This is a genomic window from Citrobacter sp. Cpo069, from assembly GCF_030332785.1.
In the GTDB taxonomy this organism is placed as follows: domain Bacteria; phylum Pseudomonadota; class Gammaproteobacteria; order Enterobacterales; family Enterobacteriaceae; genus Citrobacter; species Citrobacter portucalensis.
Genome location: NZ_JAOWHD010000063.1, coordinates 364232 through 383566 on the forward strand (window position 1 = coordinate 364232; position 19335 = coordinate 383566).

17 protein-coding genes are annotated in these 19335 nt (G+C 54.3%); 5 read left to right on the forward strand and 12 right to left on the reverse strand.

What is annotated here, in order from left to right:
* Positions 1–30: 30 nt before the first annotated feature.
* Genes OGY08_RS24410 through OGY08_RS24420 form a run of 3 tightly spaced genes read right to left on the reverse strand, consistent with a single transcriptional unit; the run spans position 31 to position 2992 of the window.
* Positions 31–993 carry a lysylphosphatidylglycerol synthase domain-containing protein gene (locus OGY08_RS24410; protein ID WP_125362543.1) on the reverse strand — a complete coding sequence of 321 codons (963 nt, stop codon included), beginning with the start codon at positions 991–993 and terminating at the stop codon, positions 31–33.
* Positions 993–2234, reverse strand: coding sequence for a cardiolipin synthase ClsB (gene clsB / locus OGY08_RS24415; protein WP_286566759.1), 1242 nt, complete (start codon positions 2232–2234; stop codon positions 993–995). Before clsB ends, OGY08_RS24410 begins: the two co-directional genes overlap by 1 nt.
* Positions 2231–2992, reverse strand: coding sequence for an endonuclease/exonuclease/phosphatase family protein (locus OGY08_RS24420; RefSeq protein ID WP_286566761.1), 762 nt, complete (start codon positions 2990–2992; stop codon positions 2231–2233). The genes clsB and OGY08_RS24420 overlap by 4 nt, the downstream gene beginning before the upstream one ends.
* 131 nt (positions 2993–3123) lie before the next feature.
* On the opposite strand from OGY08_RS24420, the gene OGY08_RS24425 reads away from it, so the two are divergent.
* Positions 3124–3534, forward strand: a complete 411-nt coding sequence (locus OGY08_RS24425) for a YbhQ family protein (RefSeq protein WP_048235797.1) — start codon at positions 3124–3126, stop codon at positions 3532–3534.
* Here OGY08_RS24425 and OGY08_RS24430 read toward each other — a convergent pair.
* The 5 genes from OGY08_RS24430 to cecR all read right to left on the reverse strand — a co-directional run bounded on the left by OGY08_RS24430 (position 3496) and on the right by cecR (position 9242).
* Complete coding sequence (locus OGY08_RS24430) at positions 3496–4602, reverse strand: ABC transporter permease (RefSeq protein WP_008784194.1); 1107 nt, start codon at positions 4600–4602, stop codon at positions 3496–3498. The genes OGY08_RS24425 and OGY08_RS24430 overlap by 39 nt on opposite strands.
* Positions 4603–4717: 115 nt before the next feature.
* Positions 4718–5851 (reverse strand): ABC transporter permease, encoded by a 1134-nt coding sequence (locus tag OGY08_RS24435; RefSeq protein ID WP_286566763.1) that lies wholly within the window; start codon positions 5849–5851, stop codon positions 4718–4720.
* On the reverse strand, positions 5844–7580 hold the full coding sequence (locus OGY08_RS24440) for an ATP-binding cassette domain-containing protein (RefSeq protein WP_060682507.1): 1737 nt from the start codon (positions 7578–7580) through the stop codon (positions 5844–5846). The genes OGY08_RS24435 and OGY08_RS24440 overlap by 8 nt, the downstream gene beginning before the upstream one ends.
* Positions 7573–8568, reverse strand: a complete 996-nt coding sequence (gene hlyD / locus OGY08_RS24445) for a secretion protein HlyD (RefSeq protein WP_057066510.1) — start codon at positions 8566–8568, stop codon at positions 7573–7575. The genes OGY08_RS24440 and hlyD overlap by 8 nt, the downstream gene beginning before the upstream one ends.
* Positions 8565–9242, reverse strand: coding sequence for a transcriptional regulator CecR (cecR, locus tag OGY08_RS24450; RefSeq protein WP_003831550.1), 678 nt, complete (start codon positions 9240–9242; stop codon positions 8565–8567). The genes hlyD and cecR overlap by 4 nt, the downstream gene beginning before the upstream one ends.
* Positions 9243–9463: 221 nt before the next feature.
* Here cecR and rhlE point away from each other — a divergent pair, with 221 nt between their 5' ends.
* The 4 genes from rhlE (at position 9464) to OGY08_RS24470 (ending at position 15303) form a co-directional block, all read left to right on the forward strand.
* Positions 9464–10810 (forward strand): ATP-dependent RNA helicase RhlE, encoded by a 1347-nt coding sequence (gene rhlE, locus OGY08_RS24455; protein WP_286566766.1) that lies wholly within the window; start codon positions 9464–9466, stop codon positions 10808–10810.
* Between the two features lie 96 nt (positions 10811–10906).
* On the forward strand, positions 10907–13057 hold the full coding sequence (gene dinG / locus OGY08_RS24460) for an ATP-dependent DNA helicase DinG (RefSeq protein ID WP_071445151.1): 2151 nt from the start codon (positions 10907–10909) through the stop codon (positions 13055–13057).
* Between the two features lie 29 nt (positions 13058–13086).
* The gene (gene ybiB / locus OGY08_RS24465; protein ID WP_048214626.1) at positions 13087–14055 is read left to right on the forward strand and encodes a DNA-binding protein YbiB; all 969 of its coding nucleotides are present in this window, start codon (positions 13087–13089) and stop codon (positions 14053–14055) included.
* Positions 14056–14217: 162 nt separating this feature from the next.
* Positions 14218–15303 (forward strand): malate/lactate/ureidoglycolate dehydrogenase, encoded by a 1086-nt coding sequence (locus tag OGY08_RS24470; RefSeq protein WP_125363312.1) that lies wholly within the window; start codon positions 14218–14220, stop codon positions 15301–15303.
* A gap of 97 nt (positions 15304–15400) precedes the next feature.
* Here OGY08_RS24470 and ybiJ read toward each other — a convergent pair whose 3' ends face one another.
* The 4 genes from ybiJ to OGY08_RS24490 all read right to left on the reverse strand — a co-directional run bounded on the left by ybiJ (position 15401) and on the right by OGY08_RS24490 (position 19310).
* Positions 15401–15661 (reverse strand): DUF1471 family protein YbiJ, encoded by a 261-nt coding sequence (ybiJ, locus tag OGY08_RS24475; RefSeq protein WP_003831561.1) that lies wholly within the window; start codon positions 15659–15661, stop codon positions 15401–15403.
* A 300-nt stretch (positions 15662–15961) separates the two neighbouring features.
* The gene (locus tag OGY08_RS24480) at positions 15962–16228 is read right to left on the reverse strand and encodes a DksA/TraR family C4-type zinc finger protein (protein WP_125363313.1); all 267 of its coding nucleotides are present in this window, start codon (positions 16226–16228) and stop codon (positions 15962–15964) included.
* Positions 16229–16303: 75 nt separating this feature from the next.
* Positions 16304–16981 carry a PKHD-type hydroxylase YbiX gene (ybiX, locus tag OGY08_RS24485; protein WP_008784205.1) on the reverse strand — a complete coding sequence of 226 codons (678 nt, stop codon included), beginning with the start codon at positions 16979–16981 and terminating at the stop codon, positions 16304–16306.
* 43 nt (positions 16982–17024) lie between these two features.
* A complete protein-coding gene (locus OGY08_RS24490) occupies positions 17025–19310 on the reverse strand; it encodes a catecholate siderophore receptor Fiu (protein WP_060683740.1) in 2286 nt (761 codons plus the stop codon).
* Between the last annotated feature and the right edge of the window lie 25 nt (positions 19311–19335).

Genomic DNA, 19335 nt, shown 5'->3' on the forward strand with positions numbered 1-19335 from the left:
GTTACGCCGCATCCGGCACTATATACATCCTCATTTCGCCATCGCCTTCTCGTTCTTTGCCCGTAGCTTTTTCGCCCGACTCTCCAGCAGTAAATAACACATCAGCGCCAGCAGTAGCGGAATAAAATAGTACAGCACGCGATACGCGAGCAGGGCAGCAATGATCGTGCCCTGAGACGTATTCTCTCCCTCCAGCAGCGCCATAAACACCGCCTCCAGCACGCCGATCCCTGCCGGAATATGCACAATAACCCCGGCAATACTGCTTACCAGCAGCACGCCAAGCACGAAGAAATAGTTAATATTCTGACCCAGCAACAACCAGATAATCGCCCCCATAACCATCCAGTTAGTCCCGGATATCGCCATCTGCGCGAGGGCAAATTTCCAGGAGGGGAGCACCAGCTTTTGGCCCTTGATGGTGATGTGACGATGTTTAGCGAAGGTGCAAAACCACAGATAAACAACAATAATCAGCAGCAGCGCTATGCCTAAAATGCGCAATGTGCCTTCATCGATATACCAGTGAGTGGGCAGTTCGACGACGCCGAAGGTAAATATAAAACCGCCCAGCAGAATATAGCCCAGCCAGTTAGTGGTAATGCTCAGCGAAAAAATCCGCGTTATTGTGCCCCCCGGCAACCCGAGACGCGAGTAGAGCCGATATCGCATCCCAATACCGCCCACCCAGGTGCTTAACGTCAGGTTGAACGCGTAACAGATAAACGACACCAACATGACCTGGCGTTTTGCCAGCTTGTGCCCGCAGTAGTAGCGCCCGAGCAGATCATAACAACCGTAAAGTAAATAACTGACGATCACCAACCCCACGGCGCTGAGCAGGGCGATCCGGTTGTAATCGCGAATTACCGTCCACACTTCCTGCCAGTTGACTTTGATGGCATAAACGACCAGCAACACGATCACCGCAATAAAAAATAACCATGTGAGGATCTTTTTCGCTAACCGCCAGCGTCGGTGATTTTTTGCCATCAGGTTTTCCCTCCTGCATCCTCAGTTTGTATACGGTCCTGAGTTTCCAGAGCGGGCTGCGCGGGCGGCTCTACCTCGGCCAGGTGCGGGGTATGCGCCGGAAGCCAGCCGACCAGCGCCGGGAAGTGGCGTAAAAAGTGGAAGGCCAGCACGCTCTTAGTCAGGTTCCACCAGGTGCGTTTTGGCAGCATGGATTCATCAACCCGCTTGCAGTCCTGCGCAATAATAGGGTTCAGGTTGTCGCGCAGGGTCTGGTTAAACGTGCGGTCATGAATAATCAGATTCGCTTCCAGATTCAGCGACAGGCTCAGCGGATCAAGATTGCTGGAGCCCACCGTCGCCCAGTGATCGTCCATCAGCGCCACTTTGCCATGCAGAGGTTTACGGCGGTATTCGTAGACATGGACGCCACCTTTTACCAGATAGTTGTACAGTAGGCGGGCACCCACTTTCACAATCGGCATATCCGGTTCACCCTGCACAATGAGTTTTATCCGAACGCCGCGTCGTGCTGCTTTACGCAGGGCATGCAGCAGGCGATAACCGGGAAAGAAATAGGCATTGGCAATGATCACTTCCCGTCGGGCCTGGGTCAGCATTTTAAGATAATGGCGTTCAATATCATCGCGATGCTCTTCGTTATCGCGCCAGACAAACAGCGCCTGCGCTTCGCCGGGGCGATGATTGTCGATTGCCCGGTGATGACGTCGCCACCAGCGTCGTACGGCGCTTTGCCCGGGCAGGTTTTCCAGTACAAAGTTCAGAATGTCAGCAACGACTGGACCTTCAACGCGAACGGCGTAATCCTGCTTGGCCTCCGGGCCGTAATCCGACATATGTTCAGCGGAGTAATTGATGCCGCCGACAAAGGCAACACGGTCATCAATGACCACTATTTTTCGATGCATACGGCGAAAGAGATTGGTGCGCATTCCAAAAAGACGCGGACGCGGATCGTAGTAGCGGAAAACAACACCGGCTACGGTCAGCTCTTCAACAAAACTGTCGCTCAGATCCGGCGAGCCGTAGCCATCCAGCAGCACCTCTGCTTTGATTCCTCGTCGGGCGGCTTCGAGCAACGCGGCATGCAGCTGTTTTCCTACTGCATCTTCAAACCAGATAAAAGTCTCAAGGATAATTTTTTGCTGTGCCTGCTCAATGGCGTCAAAGACGGCGGGGTAGAATTGATCGCCGTTTTCCAGCAGTTGAATTTGATTGCCTTCACGCCAGCCATATTTCATAAATGAATCTCCGCACTCAGGGGGGCATGATCGGACAAATGTCGCCAGTGACGCAGCGCAAGCGTCGTCGGGGTACTGGCATTCGCGTTTTTCACATAGATCCTGTCCAGGCGCAGCAGAGGAAACTGCACCGGAAACGTTCGCGCCGGGCGACCGTGGGCACGGGTAAAAATCTCGTCAAGGCCAGCTTTGGCTTTCAACGGGCGATTGGCTGTTTGCCGCCAGTCGTTAAAATCTCCAGCAATCACCACGGGCTCCGCGTTGGGCAGGGCGTTAACCCAGTCTGCCAGCATCGAGAGCTGAGCCTGGCGGTGAGCTTCACGTAGGCCGAGATGCACACACATCATATGAATGGGGAGGGAGAGCATTGGCGGTACGATGCGGCAGTAAAGGACTCCGCGCTTTTCACTCGCACCGACTGACACATCACGATTTTCATAATGCTCAATGGGATACCGCGACAGCACTGCATTACCGTGATGTCCCTGCGGGTACACGGCGTTACGCCCGTAGGCGAAATCGCTCCACATCGTGTCCGCCAGAAATTCGTAGTGGCTGGTATCCGGCCAGTTCTCAATGTGCAGCGAATGCGCTTCGTGCGCCCCCATGACTTCCTGCAGACACACAATGTCTGCGCCGACGGTTCTGACGGCTTCCCGTAGCTCAGGCAAAATAAAACGCCGGTTGAAGGCGGTGAACCCTTTGTGAGTATTAATGGTGAGCACATTGAATGAAAATTGAACTCCCGATCCGCTCATGAGCCTCCCGATGGCGTCACTTCCTAAATAAAATAGTGTAGTCGTCGTCACAAAAAGATGCGGTGTTGCGGAATTTTCCGTAAAGTCCGGTACTCTGAACAATTAGTCGAAAATCCTTCAGGAGAATAGCCATGAGGTGGCAACAACGTGTTCGTGTCGCAACGGGTCTAAGTTGCTGGCAGATAGTGTTGCATTTACTGGTAGTGGCGTTGCTGCTAATGGGCTGGATGAGCGGCAGACTGGTGCATGTCGGCCTGGGATTGTGCGTCGTGTACGGCGTTACCGTTTTATTGATGCTTGCATTGCAACGTCACCACGAACAGCGCTGGCGCGACGTGGCTGATGTGCTGGAAGAGTTGACCACGACGTGGTATTTCGGTGCCGCAATGATTGTGCTGTGGCTGCTGTCGCGCGTGCTGCAAAACAACGTCTTGCTGGCACTGGCGGGGCTGGTCATCCTTGCCGGACCCGCCGTGGTCTCGCTGCTGGCGAAAGACAAAAAGCTACATCACCTTGCGTCTAAACATCGCATACGCCGCTGATCCGGTCGTGGCCGCTATCACTAATAGCGGCCACAAGCTTCCCCAGACAATCTGCAGACTCGCATCTTTCAGGTAAATCTGTTTCGTGATGTCCGTAAAATGGCGGATCGGGTTTATCCACGTCAGATTCTGCAACCAGACCGGCATGTTTTCGACAGGTGAGACATAGCCCGAGAGTAAAATCGCCGGCATCATAAACACAAACACCCCGATAAACGCCTGCTGCTGGGTGGCGCACAGTGACGAAATCAGCAGACCAAAGCCGACCAGCGACAGCCCGTAAATCACCATTGTGAAATAGAACAGCCCCAATGAACCGGCAAACGGGATGTGATAAGCCCAGATGCCGATCGCCAGCACAATGGTGGCCTGAAAAGTAGCCACAATTAGCGCGGGCACAGCTTTACCGATAAAAATCTGCCAGGTGGTAAGCGGGGAAACCAGCAGTTGATCCAGCGTGCCTTGCTCGCGCTCGCGGGCAACCGAGAGTGAAGTAACGATCATTACGCCGATGGTGGTGATCATGGCGATCAGCGACGGAACCACAAACCATTTGTAATCCAGATTCGGGTTATACCAGTTACGCACCACCAGCTCGCTGTTGTTCGGTTTCGGCTTGCCGTCCATCAGCTCCTGCTGATACTCCTTAACGATTTGTTGCAGGTAATTCGCGGCAATTTGCGCGCTGTTGGAGTTACGTCCGTCGAGGATAATCTGCATGGGAGCCTGCTGGAAGGTATCCAGATTACGCGAAAAATTGGCCGGGAAACGCACCAACAGCAGGGCTTTTTGCGTGTCGATGGTGGGCTGGATCTCCTGCGGACTTTTCAACAGCAGAACATGCGTAAAGGCGCTGGCGCGGGCGAAGCGCTGGGTTAGCTCAACCGAATGTTTACCGTTGTCTTCGTTATAGATAGCGATAGTGGCGTTGGTGACTTCCAGCGTTGCCGCGAACGGGAACAGGATAACCTGAATCAGCACCGGTAAAATCAGAATGGCTCGCGTCTGCGGTTCGCGTAACAGCGATTGCAGCTCTTTGCGAATTAATGTCCATAAGCGATGAAACATGCCTGTCCTCTCAGTCCAGTTTGTAGGCCTGATAAGCTAAGCGCATCAGGCATAATGCCGGATGGCGACGTGAACGCCTTATCCGGCCTACGGCTACAATTATCCATACACGAATTTAATCCAGCCGACGTTTGGTTTTAAGCCACGTCAGGCCGATAAACATCACCGCCGAAGCGATTAAAAACAGCACGTTGATAATCAGCACCACCGGAATATTTCCCGCCAGAAACAGGCTTTGCAGGGTACTGACGAAATAACGTGCCGGAATAATGTAGGTTACCGCCCGGATGATCGCGGGCATGCTGTCTATCTGGAAGATAAAACCCGACAGCATAATTGAGGGCAGGAAGGCGGCGTTCAGTGCGACCTGCGCGGCGTTAAACTGGTTGCGGGTGATGGTGGAAATAAGCAACCCCATACCGAGTGTACTGAGCAGAAACAGGCTGGTAATGAAAAACAGGATCAGCAACGAGCCGCGGTAGGGCACGCCAAGAATAAACACCGACACCAGCATACACAGCAGCATCGCCAGCATGCCCAGAAAGTAATACGGGATCAGTTTGCACAGTAGGAGTTCGACGCGGGTGACTTCTGTCGACAGCAGCGCTTCCATGGTGCCGCGCTCCCATTCGCGCGCCACCACTAATGAGGTGAGGATGGCGCCAATCACCGTCATGATGATGGTTACCGCTCCGGGAATAATAAAGTGCTGGCTGATGGCCGCCGGGTTAAACCAGTAGCGGGTTTGCACGTCGATCAAAGGTTTGAACGATTCCCCACGATCTTCTGCCCGCTGTTGCTGCCAGATTTGCCAGATGCCTTCGACATAACCCTGCACAAAGTTGGCGGTATTCGGTTCGCTGCCGTCGGTGATCACCTGGATCGGGGCGACATCGTTAGGTCGCGCCATCTGCTGGGCAAAATCCACTAGGATCACCACCAGACCGCGAATGCGCCCGGCCTGCATTTTCTCAATCAGTTCCTGGCGATTATCGCTGATGGTGGCGTCAATATACGGCGAACCGGTCATGGTATGGGTAAAATCCAGCGCCTCTTCACTCTGCTGTTCGAGCAAAATCCCTACCCGCAGCTTGCTGGAGTCGAGGTTGATCCCGTAGCCGAAGATAAACAGCAGCAGCAGCGGGATCACCACCGCAATCAGCCAACTGCTGGGATCGCGGACGATCTGGCGCGTCTCTTTCACGCATAGCGCGCGGACGCGACGCCAGGAGAGAGCGGAGTTACTCATGCGTATGCTCCTTATCCCAGTCATTGATTAGCGTGATGAACGCCTGTTCCATGGTCGGGTCCGGCGTGTCGCTGTCAGCAGCCTGAGCCTTCAGGTCGTCTGGCGTACCGCTGGCTATCAGTTTGCCGCGATACACCAGCCCGATGCGATCGCAGTATTCTGCCTCATCCATAAAGTGGGTGGTCACCATCACCGTGACGCCTTTTTCCACCATGCTGTTGATATGCAACCAGAACTCACGACGGGTGAGGGGATCGACCCCGGAAGTGGGTTCATCAAGGAACAGAATGTCGGGTTCATGCATCAGCGAGCAGGCCAGCGCCAGACGCTGCTTAAATCCCAGCGGCAGTTCATCGGTGGCATGGGAAGCGATACTCTTCAGGCCAAATGCTTCGCTCATACGATCGATTTTCTCTTTCTGCGCCCGACCGCGCAGGCCGTAGACGCCGGAGAAAAAGCGCAGATTCTGTTCAACCGTCAGGTTACCGTACAGGGAGAATTTCTGCGCCATATAGCCCAGATGCTGACGCGCTTTACCGGAGCTAACTTTCAGGTCCATATCCAGCACCAGCGCTTTGCCGGAGGTGGGGACCAGCAGGCCGCACATCATTTTAAAGGTGGTGGATTTGCCAGCGCCGTTGGGTCCTAACAGACCAAAAATCTCGCCGCGCTGCACGGCAAAGTCTACGTGGTCGGTAGCGGCAAAATCGCCAAATTTCTTGGTCAGCGCTTTGGCTTCGATCACCGTTTCGCCAGGCGTGCCTTCCACGGTATGCAGGATAGCGCCCAGTGGGGACTCCGATGTTCCGGCTCCGCCGAGTAAATCGATAAAGGCATCTTCGAAGCGGGGGGCTGTTTCGTTGATGGTTATCTCCGGCATGCCGTCAGCGTTTTGGATCTGCTGAGCAGTAGCCTCTTTTTTCAGGATTAAACGGACGGATTTGCCCTGAATCATTCCGTCGCTGACCAGCGGCAGCTTTAACGCGCGTTGCAGCAGTCGGCGGTTGTTTTCCTGTGGACTGCTCATCAGGAAGCTGCGACCTGCCATGGTTTGCGTAAGCTGGGTGGGATCGCCCTGGTATAACAGTTCACCTTCGTTCATCAGCAGCACATCACGGCATTGCTCTGCTTCATCCAGATACGACGTACTCCAGAGGATCAGCATGCCGTCCCCGGCCAGCTCGTGGACCATTTGCCACAGTTCGCGACGGGAAATGGGGTCGACACCTACGCCTGGCTCATCCAGCAGCAACACTTTAGGTTCGCCAACCAGCGTACAGGCAAGCCCGAGCTTCTGCTTCATGCCGCCAGAAAGCTTGCCAGCCAGTCGTCCGGTAAATGGTCCCAGCGAGGTGAATTCCAGGAGTCGGGCAAAGGTTTTTTCTCGCGCTTCACCGGTGACGCTGCGTAAGTCGGCATAGAGATTGAGGTTCTCCATGACGGTTAAATCTTCGTACAGACCAAATTTCTGCGGCATATAGCCCAGCACCGCATGTAGTGCGCTGTCGTCTTTGATGGGGTCAAAACCAATCACTTCAGCACTTCCGGCATCAGGTTTTAATAATCCCGCCAGCATTCGCATCAACGTAGTTTTGCCCGCGCCGTCCGGCCCGACAAGCCCGGTCACGTAGCCTGCATGAACGGTACAGTCGAGCGGGGCGACAGCCGGTTTTTCCATTCCGGCAAAGTTTTTCGTCAGCCCTTTAAGCGTAATGACGGCGTCATTCATGCCGTGCCTCATTGCCAAACTTTATCGTTACCGGCATTCCCTGACGCAGCGCATCGTCCGCGTCGGTGACGACAATTCGCAGGCGATAAACCAGGTCGGTACGCAGGTCAGGAGTCTCGACCGTTTTCGGGGTAAATTCGGCGGTAGGAGAAACGAAGCCGATTTTGCCGTGATACGGTTTGTCCGGGCGGCCATCGGTATAGAGCAGGATCTCACGTCCTGGCTGCGCCTGGCTCAGATTTCGTTCGTCAACGTAAGCACGAACCCATACCGGACGCGTGAGCGACAGCGTCAGTACCGTGCCCCCTTCGTTCAGCATGCTGCCGGGTTCAACTGCACGGGTGAGAAGCGTGCCGTCAGACGGCGAGGTCAGCGTGGTGTCATGCAAATTAAGCTCTGCCTGTGCCAGCTCGGCCTGAGCTTGTTCGAGCGTGGCTTTTGCCTGCTCGATGTCCTGCACACGATTACCGCTGCGATACTGCGTGAGTTTATCCTGTGCGGATTTCAGCGAAGCTAACGCCTGATCGCGAGATGAACGGGCGTTTTCCAGATCGTTGGCTGAAATTGTGCGGCTTTTCCACAATCCGACCTGCCGATTGTAAAAGTTCTGCGCGTAATCATAGGCGGCCTGCGCCTGTTTGACTGCCGCCGCGGTTTGCGCGATCTCTTCTTCGCGATACCCTGCCAGCATCAGATCGTATTGTGCCTGTGCGGCGGCAACATTGGCTTTTGCCTGCATCAATGCGTTTTCATACGGTGCGCGGTCCAGTTCACCCAGCACCTGACCGGCGGTAATCGCATCGCCTTCGTCAACCGCCAGCGAGGCCAGCCTGCCGCCGACACGAAAACTCAGGTTGACGCTACGGATATCGACATTGCCGTATAGCGTCAGGCCGTTATCTTGCCGACTCTGATACCACCACGTTCCACCGGCAATCACGGCAACGAGGGCCGCGATAACCAGCCCGAGAACGACAGGTTTTTTCATGACTCCAGACTCCTTTGCGTTAAACCTTGCAGAATAAGATCGATGTGACAGGTGATCGTTTGGTCAATCAGCGCGGTTTTATCCTCATCAAATTGTGACCAGCCTGTACGCAACAGAATGGTTTCTTTCCCCAGACGAAAAGCCAGCACCTCGCCGAGTATGGCGTGGGTGTGCAGAATCATTTGGGTATCATTGGCATCGCCGCCCGTATAGGCGGCAATCAGGCGCGTCAGATGTGTATGTAGCGGATTGATAACCTGGTCGTGCACCAGTTGATAAGCCGCGGTGGGGGAAAGCTGTTCGCGCGAGATAAATTTGCTCAGGTTAACGGTGTCGTCCTGAGTTAACAGCATGATCATATTTTTGCAGGCGCGCAGGATCAGTTCGCGCATCGCGCCACGGTCCGGCTCAGGCTGGGCGAATAAACGCTCGGCCTCTTCAGCGTGCGGGCGAAACTGTGCACCGATAAAATCCGCAATCCACTGGGCGCAGGCGAGATATAAATCCTCTTTTGAGCCAAAATAGTAGGTGATAGCCGCAATGTTTTGCCCGGCCTGTGCAGCGATATCGCGCGTCGTGGCGTGCAGACCATACTCACCGAATTGCGCCAATGCGGCGGCAATGAGCTGGTTCTTCGCCTGTTCACCTTTGGTTGTCATGGTGGGTGTATTCATGGCACGACTCTGATCTTAATCAATCGATTGATTAAGATTATGACTGATGTGCAGCCTTGTCCAGTCCGGAGCGTTATTTTCCAGTGAAGGGATAATTTATGCGGCACATCACAAAAACTGCTACACTCCGCCCCTTCATGACATTGTGGTTTTTGTCATCTCTATTGTATGTATCTCCCTGAAAACGACACCGGTAACGGTCAGGGCGGTTCGGAGTTGTTATGTCTTTTGATTCCCTTGGTTTAAACCCTGAAATTTTACGTGCCGTTGCCGAGCAGGGTTACCGTGAACCTACCCCTATTCAGCAGCAGGCTATTCCTGCCGTGCTGGAAGGCCGCGATCTGATGGCCAGCGCCCAGACCGGTACGGGGAAAACGGCAGGTTTTACCTTGCCGCTGTTGCAGCACCTGATCACCAATCAGCCGCATGGTAAAAGCCGTCGTCCGGTTCGTGCGCTGATCCTCACGCCAACCCGCGAACTGGCGGCCCAGATTGGCGAAAACGTCCGTGATTACAGTAAGTATCTGAATATTCGCTCGCTGGTGGTCTTCGGCGGCGTCAGCATTAACCCGCAGATGATGAGGCTGCGTGGCGGCGTAGATGTGCTGATCGCCACTCCGGGTCGTTTGCTCGATCTGGAACACCAGAATGCGGTGAAACTGGATCAGGTTGAGATCCTGGTACTGGATGAAGCTGACCGCATGCTGGATATGGGCTTTATTCACGATATTCGTCGCGTTCTGGCAAAACTGCCGGCAAAACGTCAGAACCTGCTGTTCTCGGCAACGTTCTCTGATGACATTAAATCGCTGGCCGAAAAACTGTTGCACAACCCGCTGGAAATTGAAGTGGCGCGTCGTAATACCGCGTCAGAGCAGGTTACTCAGCACGTTCATTTCGTTGATAAAAAACGTAAACGTGAACTGCTGTCGCAGATGATTGGTCAGGGCAACTGGCAGCAGGTGCTGGTGTTTACCCGTACCAAACATGGCGCGAACCATCTGGCAGAGCAGTTGAATAAAGACGGCATCCGCAGTGCGGCTATCCACGGTAATAAATCTCAGGGTGCGCGTACGCGTGCGCTGGCTGATTTTAAATCCGGTGATATTCGCGTGCTGGTAGCGACCGACATTGCCGCGCGAGGTCTGGACATTGAAGAGTTACCGCACGTGGTAAACTACGAGCTGCCAAACGTCCCGGAAGACTACGTGCACCGCATTGGTCGTACCGGTCGTGCGGCCGCTACCGGCGAAGCGTTGTCTCTGGTGTGCGTCGATGAACATAAGCTGTTGCGTGACATCGAGAAGTTGCTGAAAAAAGAGATCCCGCGTATTGCGACGCCAGGCTACGAGCCAGACCCGTCCATTAAAGCTGAGCCGATCCAGAACGGTCGTCAGCAGCGTGGCGGCGGCGGTGGTCGTGGGCAGGGCGGAGCAGGGCGTGGACAGCAGCCGCGTCGTCAGGATGGCGGAGCGCCAAAAGCGAAGCCGCGTAATGGCGAAGGCAAACCGGCAGGTGATAAACCTCGTCCACCGCGCCGTCCGCGCAAACCGTCTGCAGCTCAGTAATTGCGAGCCCGGCCGAAAGGTCGGGCTTTTCTTTTTGCGACACGGGATAGAAAGTGCCACAATAGTGGCTGTTTATACAGTATTTCAGGTTTTCTCATGGCACTTACGGCTGCGCTAAAAGCGCAAATCGCCGCCTGGTACAAGGCGCTTCAGGAACAGATCCCCGACTTTATCCCCCGTGCGCCGCAGCGGCAGATGATTGCTGACGTCGCGAAAACGCTCTCCGGGGAAGAAGGGCGGCATCTGGCGATTGAAGCACCGACCGGAGTGGGGAAAACCCTGTCGTATCTGATTCCCGGTATTGCCATCGCGCGTGAAGAACAAAAAACGCTGGTGGTCAGTACCGCCAACGTCGCTTTGCAGGACCAGATCTACAGCAAAGATTTACCGCTGCTGCGCAAAATTATCCCCGACCTGCGTTTTACGGCTGCGTTTGGTCGCGGACGCTATGTCTGCCCGCGTAACTTAGCGGCGCTGGCCAGCACTGAACCCAATCAGCAGGATCTGCTGGCTTTTCTCGACGATGACCTGACGCCCAACAACCAGGAAGAACAAAAGCGCTGTGCCAGGCTAAAAGGCGATCTCGACAGCTACAAGTGGGACGGGCTGCGCGACCACACCGATATCGCTATCGACGACGGACTCTGGCAGCGTCTGAGCACCGATAAAGCCAGCTGTCTGAATCGCAACTGTCACTACTATCGTGAATGCCCTTTTTTTGTCGCCCGCCGGGAGATTCAGGAAGCTGAAGTGGTCGTGGCTAATCATGCGCTGGTAATGGCGGCCATGGAAAGCGAAGCCGTTTTGCCGGAGCCGAAAAACCTACTGCTGGTACTTGATGAAGGCCACCATTTGCCGGATGTCGCGCGCGATGCGCTGGAGATGAGCGCAGAAATCAGCGCCCCCTGGTATCGACTGCAGTTGGATCTGTTTTGCAAATTAGTGGCTACCTGCCTGGAGCAGTTCCGCCCGAAGACCACGCCGCCGCTGGCGAATGCCGAGCGTCTGAACGGTCACTGTGAGGAATTGTATGAGCTGATTTCATCGCTCAATAACATTCTTAATCTGTATATGCCCGCTACCCAGGAGGCGGAGCACCGCTTTGCGATGGGCGAATTGCCTACGGAAGTGATGGAGATTTGTCAGCGTCTGGCAAAGCTAACGGAAATGCTGCGCGGTCTGGCGGAACTGTTCCTCAACGATCTCAGCGAAAAAACCGGCACTCACGATATCGTGCGTCTGCATCGGGTTATTTTGCAGATGAACCGGGCGCTGGGCATGTTTGAGGCGCAAAGCAAACTGTGGCGGCTGGCATCGCTCGCGCAATCGTCAGGCGCGCCGGTGAGTAAATGGGCGACGCGCGAGGTGCGTGACGGGCAGATCCACGTCTGGTTCCACTGCGTGGGGATCCGTGTGAGCGATCAGCTCGAACGACTGCTGTGGCGTAGCGTCCCGCATATTATTGTCACTTCCGCAACGCTGCGCTCGCTCAACAGCTTCTCGCGTTTGCAGGAGATGAGCGGTCTGAAAGAAAAAGCAGGGGACCGGTTTGTCGCGCTGGATTCACCGTTTAATCACGTTGAACAGGGCAAAATAGTCATTCCGCAGATGCGCTACGAACCGTTAATTGATAACGAAGAGCAGCATATCGCGGAAATGGCCGCCTATTTTCGCGAACAGCTGGAGAGTAAAAAGCATCAGGGCATGCTGGTACTTTTTGCCAGCGGTCGGGCGATGCAGCGTTTTCTTGAGCACGTTACCGATCTGCGCCTGCTGTTGCTGGTGCAGGGCGATCAGCCGCGCTACCGTCTGGTGGAGTTGCACCGCAAACGGGTGACCAACGGCGAGCGCAGTGTGCTGGTTGGGCTGCAATCTTTTGCTGAAGGTCTGGACTTGAAAGGCGACCTGCTGACTCAGGTGCATATTCACAAAATTGCTTTTCCGCCTATCGACAGCCCGGTGGTGATCACCGAGGGCGAGTGGTTGAAAAGTCTGAACCGCTACCCCTTCGAGGTGCAGAGCCTGCCTGCGGCGTCATTCAATTTGATCCAGCAGGTTGGGCGACTCATCCGTAGCCATGGCTGCTGGGGAGAAGTGGTTATTTATGACAAGCGTTTATTGACCAAAAGCTATGGCAAGCGTTTACTGAACGCGTTACCCATATTTCCGATAGAGCAACCTGCTGTGCCAGACGTTATAGTAAAACCAAAAGAAAAAGCGAAACCCACGCGCCGCCGTCGGCGTTAACGATGCGAGCAACAGGCAAGGAGTTATCGATGGATTACCGCAAAATCATTAAAGAGATTGGGCGAGGAAAAAATCACGCGCGTGACCTGGATAAGGATACTGCTCGCGGACTGTATACCCATATGATGAACGGCGACGTACCTGACCTTGAGATGGGCGGGGTACTGATTGCGCTACGTATCAAGGGCGAAGGTGAAGCGGAGATGCTGGGCTTTTACGAAGCGATGCAAAACCACACCATTCGCCTGACTCCGCCGGTAACCAAACCCATGCCGATTGTCATTCCCAGCTACAATGGCGCGCGCAAGCAGGCGAATTTGACTCCGCTGCTGGCGATTTTACTGCATAAACTCGGTTTTCCGGTGGTGGTGCACGGCGTCAGCGAGGATCCAACCCGCGTACTGACTGAAACCATTTTCGAACTTATGGGGATTACGCCAACGCTGCATGCCGGGCAGGCGCAGGCAAAGCTGGATGGTCATGAGCCGGTGTTTATTCCGGTGAGCGCGCTGTGCCCTCCGCTGGAGAAACAGCTGGCGATGCGCTGGCGCATGGGTGTGCGTAACAGTGCACATACGCTGGCTAAATTAGCCACGCCGTTTGCTGAAGATGCCGCGCTGCGTCTTTCCAGCGTGTCCCACCCGGAATATGTTTCGCGCGTGGCGAAGTTCTTCGGCGATATCGGTGGGCGCGGCCTGTTGATGCATGGTACCGAGGGCGAAGTGTATGCCAACCCGCAGCGCTGCCCGCAGATAAGCCTGATAGATTCATCCGGTGTGCGAGTGCTACAAGACCGACAGAGCGAGATGCCTGACGAGCCGGTACCCCTACCGGTAGCAAAAGACCCGGAAACCACCGCGCGCTGGATTGAGCGTTGTCTGGCTGGCAGTGAGCCTGTTCCGGCATCGTTGAAAATCCAGATGGCCTGCTGCCTGGTGGCAACCGGTGAGTCCGCCTCACTGGCTGAAGGACTTGCCCGCGTCGAGCAAAGTTTCTAAACCATTTGTTATCCCGACGGGCCTGTTGCCTGGCCCGTCGGTTCTCTCTTTTCGGCAATGTGAAATTTCTGCACGTTTATTGACCTCCAGCGCACCGTGGCGCAGCATAGTTTGTTGAAAAATAAGAAACACAACAAACACGTGACACAACAGGAGATAACAATGAACAGTGGACATCGCTTCCATGTGCCAACGCTGCACGCCTTTATCCAGGCCGTTTTTCATCAGATGGGAAGCAATGATCAGGAGGCGCGGCTGGTGGCCGACCATCTGATAGCCTCTAACCTCGCCGGTCACGACTCCCATGGCATCGGTATGATCCCAAGCTATATTCGTTCATTCTCGCAGGGGCATCTGCAGATCAACCGTCATGCCAAAGTGGTAAAAGATGCGGGGGCGGTGATTACACTTGACGGCGACTGTGCGTTTGGTCAGGTGGCGGCACACGAGGCAATCACGCTTGGAATCGAAAAAGCGCGTCAGTACGGAATCGCCGCCGTGGCATTACATAATTCGCACCATATCGGCCGTATTGGCTACTGGGCGGAGCAATGTGCGGCGGCAGGTTTTGTCTCGGTACACTTTGTGAATGTGGTGGGGATCCCGATGGTCGCACCGTTTCATGGGCGCGATAGCCGTTTTGGCACCAATCCTTTCTGCGTCGTATTCCCGCGTAAAAATACCTTCCCACTGTTGCTGGACTATGCAACCAGCGCCATCGCGTTTGGCAAAACCCGTGTGGCATGGCATAAGGGCGAGCCGGTGGCTCCAGGATGCCTGATTGATGTGGAGGGTGTTCCCACTACCGATCCTGCGGTAATGCAGGTTTCTCCGCTGGGGTCGTTGCTGACCTTTGCCGAGCACAAGGGGTATGCGCTGGCGGCGATGTGCGAAATTATGGGCGGTGCGCTTTCTGGCGGTAAAACCACACATGAAGAGAGCCTGCAGACCAGCGCGGACGCCATCATTAACTGTATGACCACCATCATTATGAATCCACAACTGTTCGGCGCGCCGGACTGCGACAACCAGGTCGCGGCATTTGCTGAGTGGGTGAAAGCGTCGCCGCATGCTGAAGATGCCCCGATCCTGTTGCCTGGGGAGTGGGAGGTGAATACTCGCGAGGAACGGCTGGAACACGGTATTCCGCTGGATGCCGGAAGCTGGCAAGCGATTTGTGAGGCAGCACTGCAAATTGGGATGCCAGAGGCCGTGTTGCGGGAATTTTGCCAGCGGCTGAAACAATAGGCAAAAAAAAGCCCGTCCAGTGGCGGACGGGCAAACAAAGGGTAACAAACAGGGTCAATGAGGGTTGGAGCATTGGGTCGTACAGGTAATCTTTCGGTTATTTATAGATAACCGCGGTGCCGCTCATTTTATCTTTGCCGATAGCGGAAGTGATGCTGTACCCAGTTGCGCCAGCAGCATTCGCTTTCTCAGCCAGTTTGGCTTCCAGGCCGTCCAGCGTAGTGGCGCCGTCAGCAGATACCACACCAATTTTGTTCATGTTTTGCGCCTGAGTAGAGGAAACCGGCTCGGCAGCGAAAACGCCAAATGACAGGGTAGACAGGGCGATGGCAGCAACAGCAAATTTGATATTTTTCATGATTAATCTCTCGCAGGGTTGTTCTGTTAGTCAGTGTTCTTTAAGAAGACGTTGTTCCGTCGATGTGATAAGTATCACGTTTTTTTTGGTGAGAGAAAATCGAATAGAATTGACGACATCAATCAAAAAAATTGAATGACAAATAACTTATTGAATATTAATAAATTCGAGTAAGGGATTTACAGTTCTTGTCATTGCGCTTTACAGAGAAGGCGACAACGGCACATTTTGCTACACAGGGTGCAAAAAAGCATGCTCGTAAAGGAAATCGTATGCGCTGAAACTTTTGGTAAAGATAAGTCAACGTAGCTGGCTGTCTTTCGAACCCCTGCGATTATATCCTGAAAATGTTGGGTTATGTGAATCTTTATCCTGTTGGCAGGCAATGCACAAGCGTACACCAGGCACGGCCTCACGTCTGGCCTGAGGCATAGGATTGCCGCATTCTTCGCATTCATACAGACTTTCTCCCGTCGGTAACTCACCGCGAGCGCGGGCAACAGCATCTTCAATAGTATTGTTGATCTGTTCGTTAACCGCGTCGTCATTTGCCCATCCGGATGCCATGTGTACCTCCTGCTGATGTCTACAGACTAAGTATAGCGAAGGTGATGGCTGAAAAACGACCACGCGCCAGCAGTATCAGATTTCAGACCATTCACGCAGCAGGTTATGGTAGAGATTGAGTAATGACAGGATCTCGCTGCTCTCCCCATGGCGAGCCTTCAGGGATTGAATGTTTTTATCCAGTTCAAAAAGCATGGCGCGATTTTTGTTGTCACGGACCATCGACTGTATCCACATAAAAGACGCTACACGAACGCCATGGGTCACTGGCGTGACGCAATGTAGGCTGCTGGAAGGGTAAAGCACCAGATCGCCTGCCGGAAGCTTCACCGCATGCTGGCCGTAAGTATCATTGACCAGCAGTTCTCCCCCTTCATAATCATTCGGGTTACTCAGGAATAAAGTTGCGGAAAGGTCCGTGCGCATCCAGCCGTTTTGCGGATGGCTACGCACCGCACCGTCAACGTGAAAACCGTAGGTCTCGTTGTCCTGGTAGCGATTAAACAGCGGTGTGGAGAGCGTTTTCGGTAGTGCTGCGGCGAAGAAAAGCGCGCTGTTATTTACCGCAGTCTGTACCGCCTGTTGTAAAACGCCGTAGCGTTCACTTTGCGTATTCACCTGCTGGTTGTTTTTAACCTGCGCCCCCTGAGCGCCGGTGGTTGCGCGGCCATCAACCCAGTCGGCAGCGTCCAGTTGTTCGCGAAACCAGGCTACATCCTGCGCCGACAGAACGCCGGGAATGTGGTACATCATCAGTGTTTCTCCTGAAAGTGGGGCTTACGCCCCACGCGATGGATTAGAAATGCATATTGGCGGTGAGCAGGAAAGTTCTTGGCTCGCCCGGATGATAACGGTATCCACTCTTGTTTATGGAGGATACATAATCGGTGTCGAACAGGTTATAGACGTTTAGTTGGAAATCGAGATTGCGATTCACGCGATAGCCCAGTTTGGCGTCAGCGACCCAGTAACCTTCAGTGTAGGATGGCGTACCCACCGCACCATCGGAACCGCGATGCATACTGCCCACGTAGCGAGCGCCTGCGCCAACGGAGATATCATCGGTAGCCTGATACTGGTTCCACAGCGTGAACGCATGTTCCGGTGTATATGGCAGGGAAGAGGATCCATCCTGAGCAACGTTTTTACCGCTGTGGATGGTCGCGCGTTGTTGCGTGTAACCCCCAATAATCTGCCATGCGGGGGTGATGTTACCTGCTACTGAGAGCTCGTAGCCTTCAACGCGTTTCTCTCCGTACTGGGAATAGGTACCGTCGTCGTTCTGCTCAACTTCATTCTCAATATCTGTGCGGAAAATCGCGGCGGTTAACAGCAGGCGCTTATCCAGCACCTCCCATTTGGTGCCGATCTCGCTGGTTTTCGCTTTCTGCGGTTTGAAATCGGTACGGTTCGCACTGTTACCGCTGCCGCCCTGAGCAAGAGCAAAGTTGCTGCCGCCCGGCGGTTGCTGAGAAACGGCATAGTTGATGTACACGTTACCGTTATCGGTCAGGTGATACAGCGCGCCAGCTTTCCAGTTCACCAGATTGCCTGATTTGGCAGTATCTACAGTGGTGACCGGGGAACCTTTAGCCACGCCTGTCGGGCACGCGACTGCGCCGCGACCGGAAGCGCCGCAAGCGGTGGCGCTGTCATATTCAGTCCGGTAATTGTCGAGGCGAATACCACCGTTCAGCTCGAATTCACGGGTAATTTGTAGCGTATCAAAAGCGTATACACCGAAGGTATCTGTTTGCCCGTTAGCGTTGGCGCCGTTGCGAGACAATCCGCCGATATTCACATTGCTGTCGGGGTGATAGATATTCACCGGTGGTGGGGTGATCGGCGCCACGCCATAGTTGGTTTGTGTTTCGCGCGTCAGCTCCACGCCGGTGCTGATGTCGTGACCGATGGATCCCGTGTAGAACGTTGAGGTCAGGTTGGTCTGGTTGGTCAAGATCTTATTGCTGACATCCTTGGTATTTGCCAGGCGTGACCAAGTCCAGCTGTCGACGCTGCTGGTGGGTTGGGTGATGTTAGACGCGCCGCCCATCACCGCCGTCATCAGATAATCCTGTTTAATACGCGACCAGCGGGTGGTGTTGCGAATAGTGGTGCTGTCGTTCAGGTCATGTTCAAAACGCATCGTCGCGGTATCGGTTGTCGAATCGTCATAATCCGAGTTGGTACCGTAGAAATTATGCGTATCCACTTTGCCTGAATGATTCAGTGCAGAAGTCCCCGCAGAAGGTGCGGAATATCCCGGCAAGCCAATGGTAGGGATGCCGCCATCCGGCGTGTTGTGCTGGGTGACATGTAGATAGTTCAGGTACAGTCGATTCTCTGTGCCTAAGCCAAAAGCGAGAGAGGGGGCCACACCGTAGCGTTCATTCTTAACATTATCGCGACCAGCATCATGCGTTTTTTCACCCATCAGGTTTAAACGTGCGGCGGTGGTCTCGCCGATGACCTGGTTAATGTCCAGCGTACCACGGCGGAACCAGGCGCTACCGACGCTGGCCGATGCATCGATTCCTGAGTCGGTGCGTGGCTGCTTGCTGATCATATTGATAGAGCCAGTCGGTGCGCTACGTCCATAGTCGGTACCGGAAGGACCTTTGATTACTTCCACCTGTTCGGTATTGAAGGTGTCGCGCGTGACGCTGCCAATATCACGGATACCGTCGATATAAATACTGTTCGAGGTATCCGCACCACGCATGTAAACCGCGTCACCGGTGCTGGAGTTACCGTTCTCACCGGCGAAAAATGCGCCAACGCCCGGGACGTTTTTCAGCGCGTCGGTCAGATTTGTTGCGCCTTGATCCTTAATCACCTGCTCAGAAATCACCGTCATGGTGCGGGTTGTATCCGCCACCGGACGGGAGAATTTAGGGTCGGCAGACTGTGTTGGGGCGTACAGCGAAGGTTTGGCCGCTTCAACGATCAGAGTGTCTTCTTGTTTTTTATCCTGGTCGTCCGCAGCGACAGCCTGAGCTATAGGGGACAGGCCAATGCACAGACCGGCAAAAAAAGTCAGTGAGTGAAAGCTACTGGACGGCAAGTTGCGATTTTTATCCATGTTAATGAGTGACTTATTATTGTTT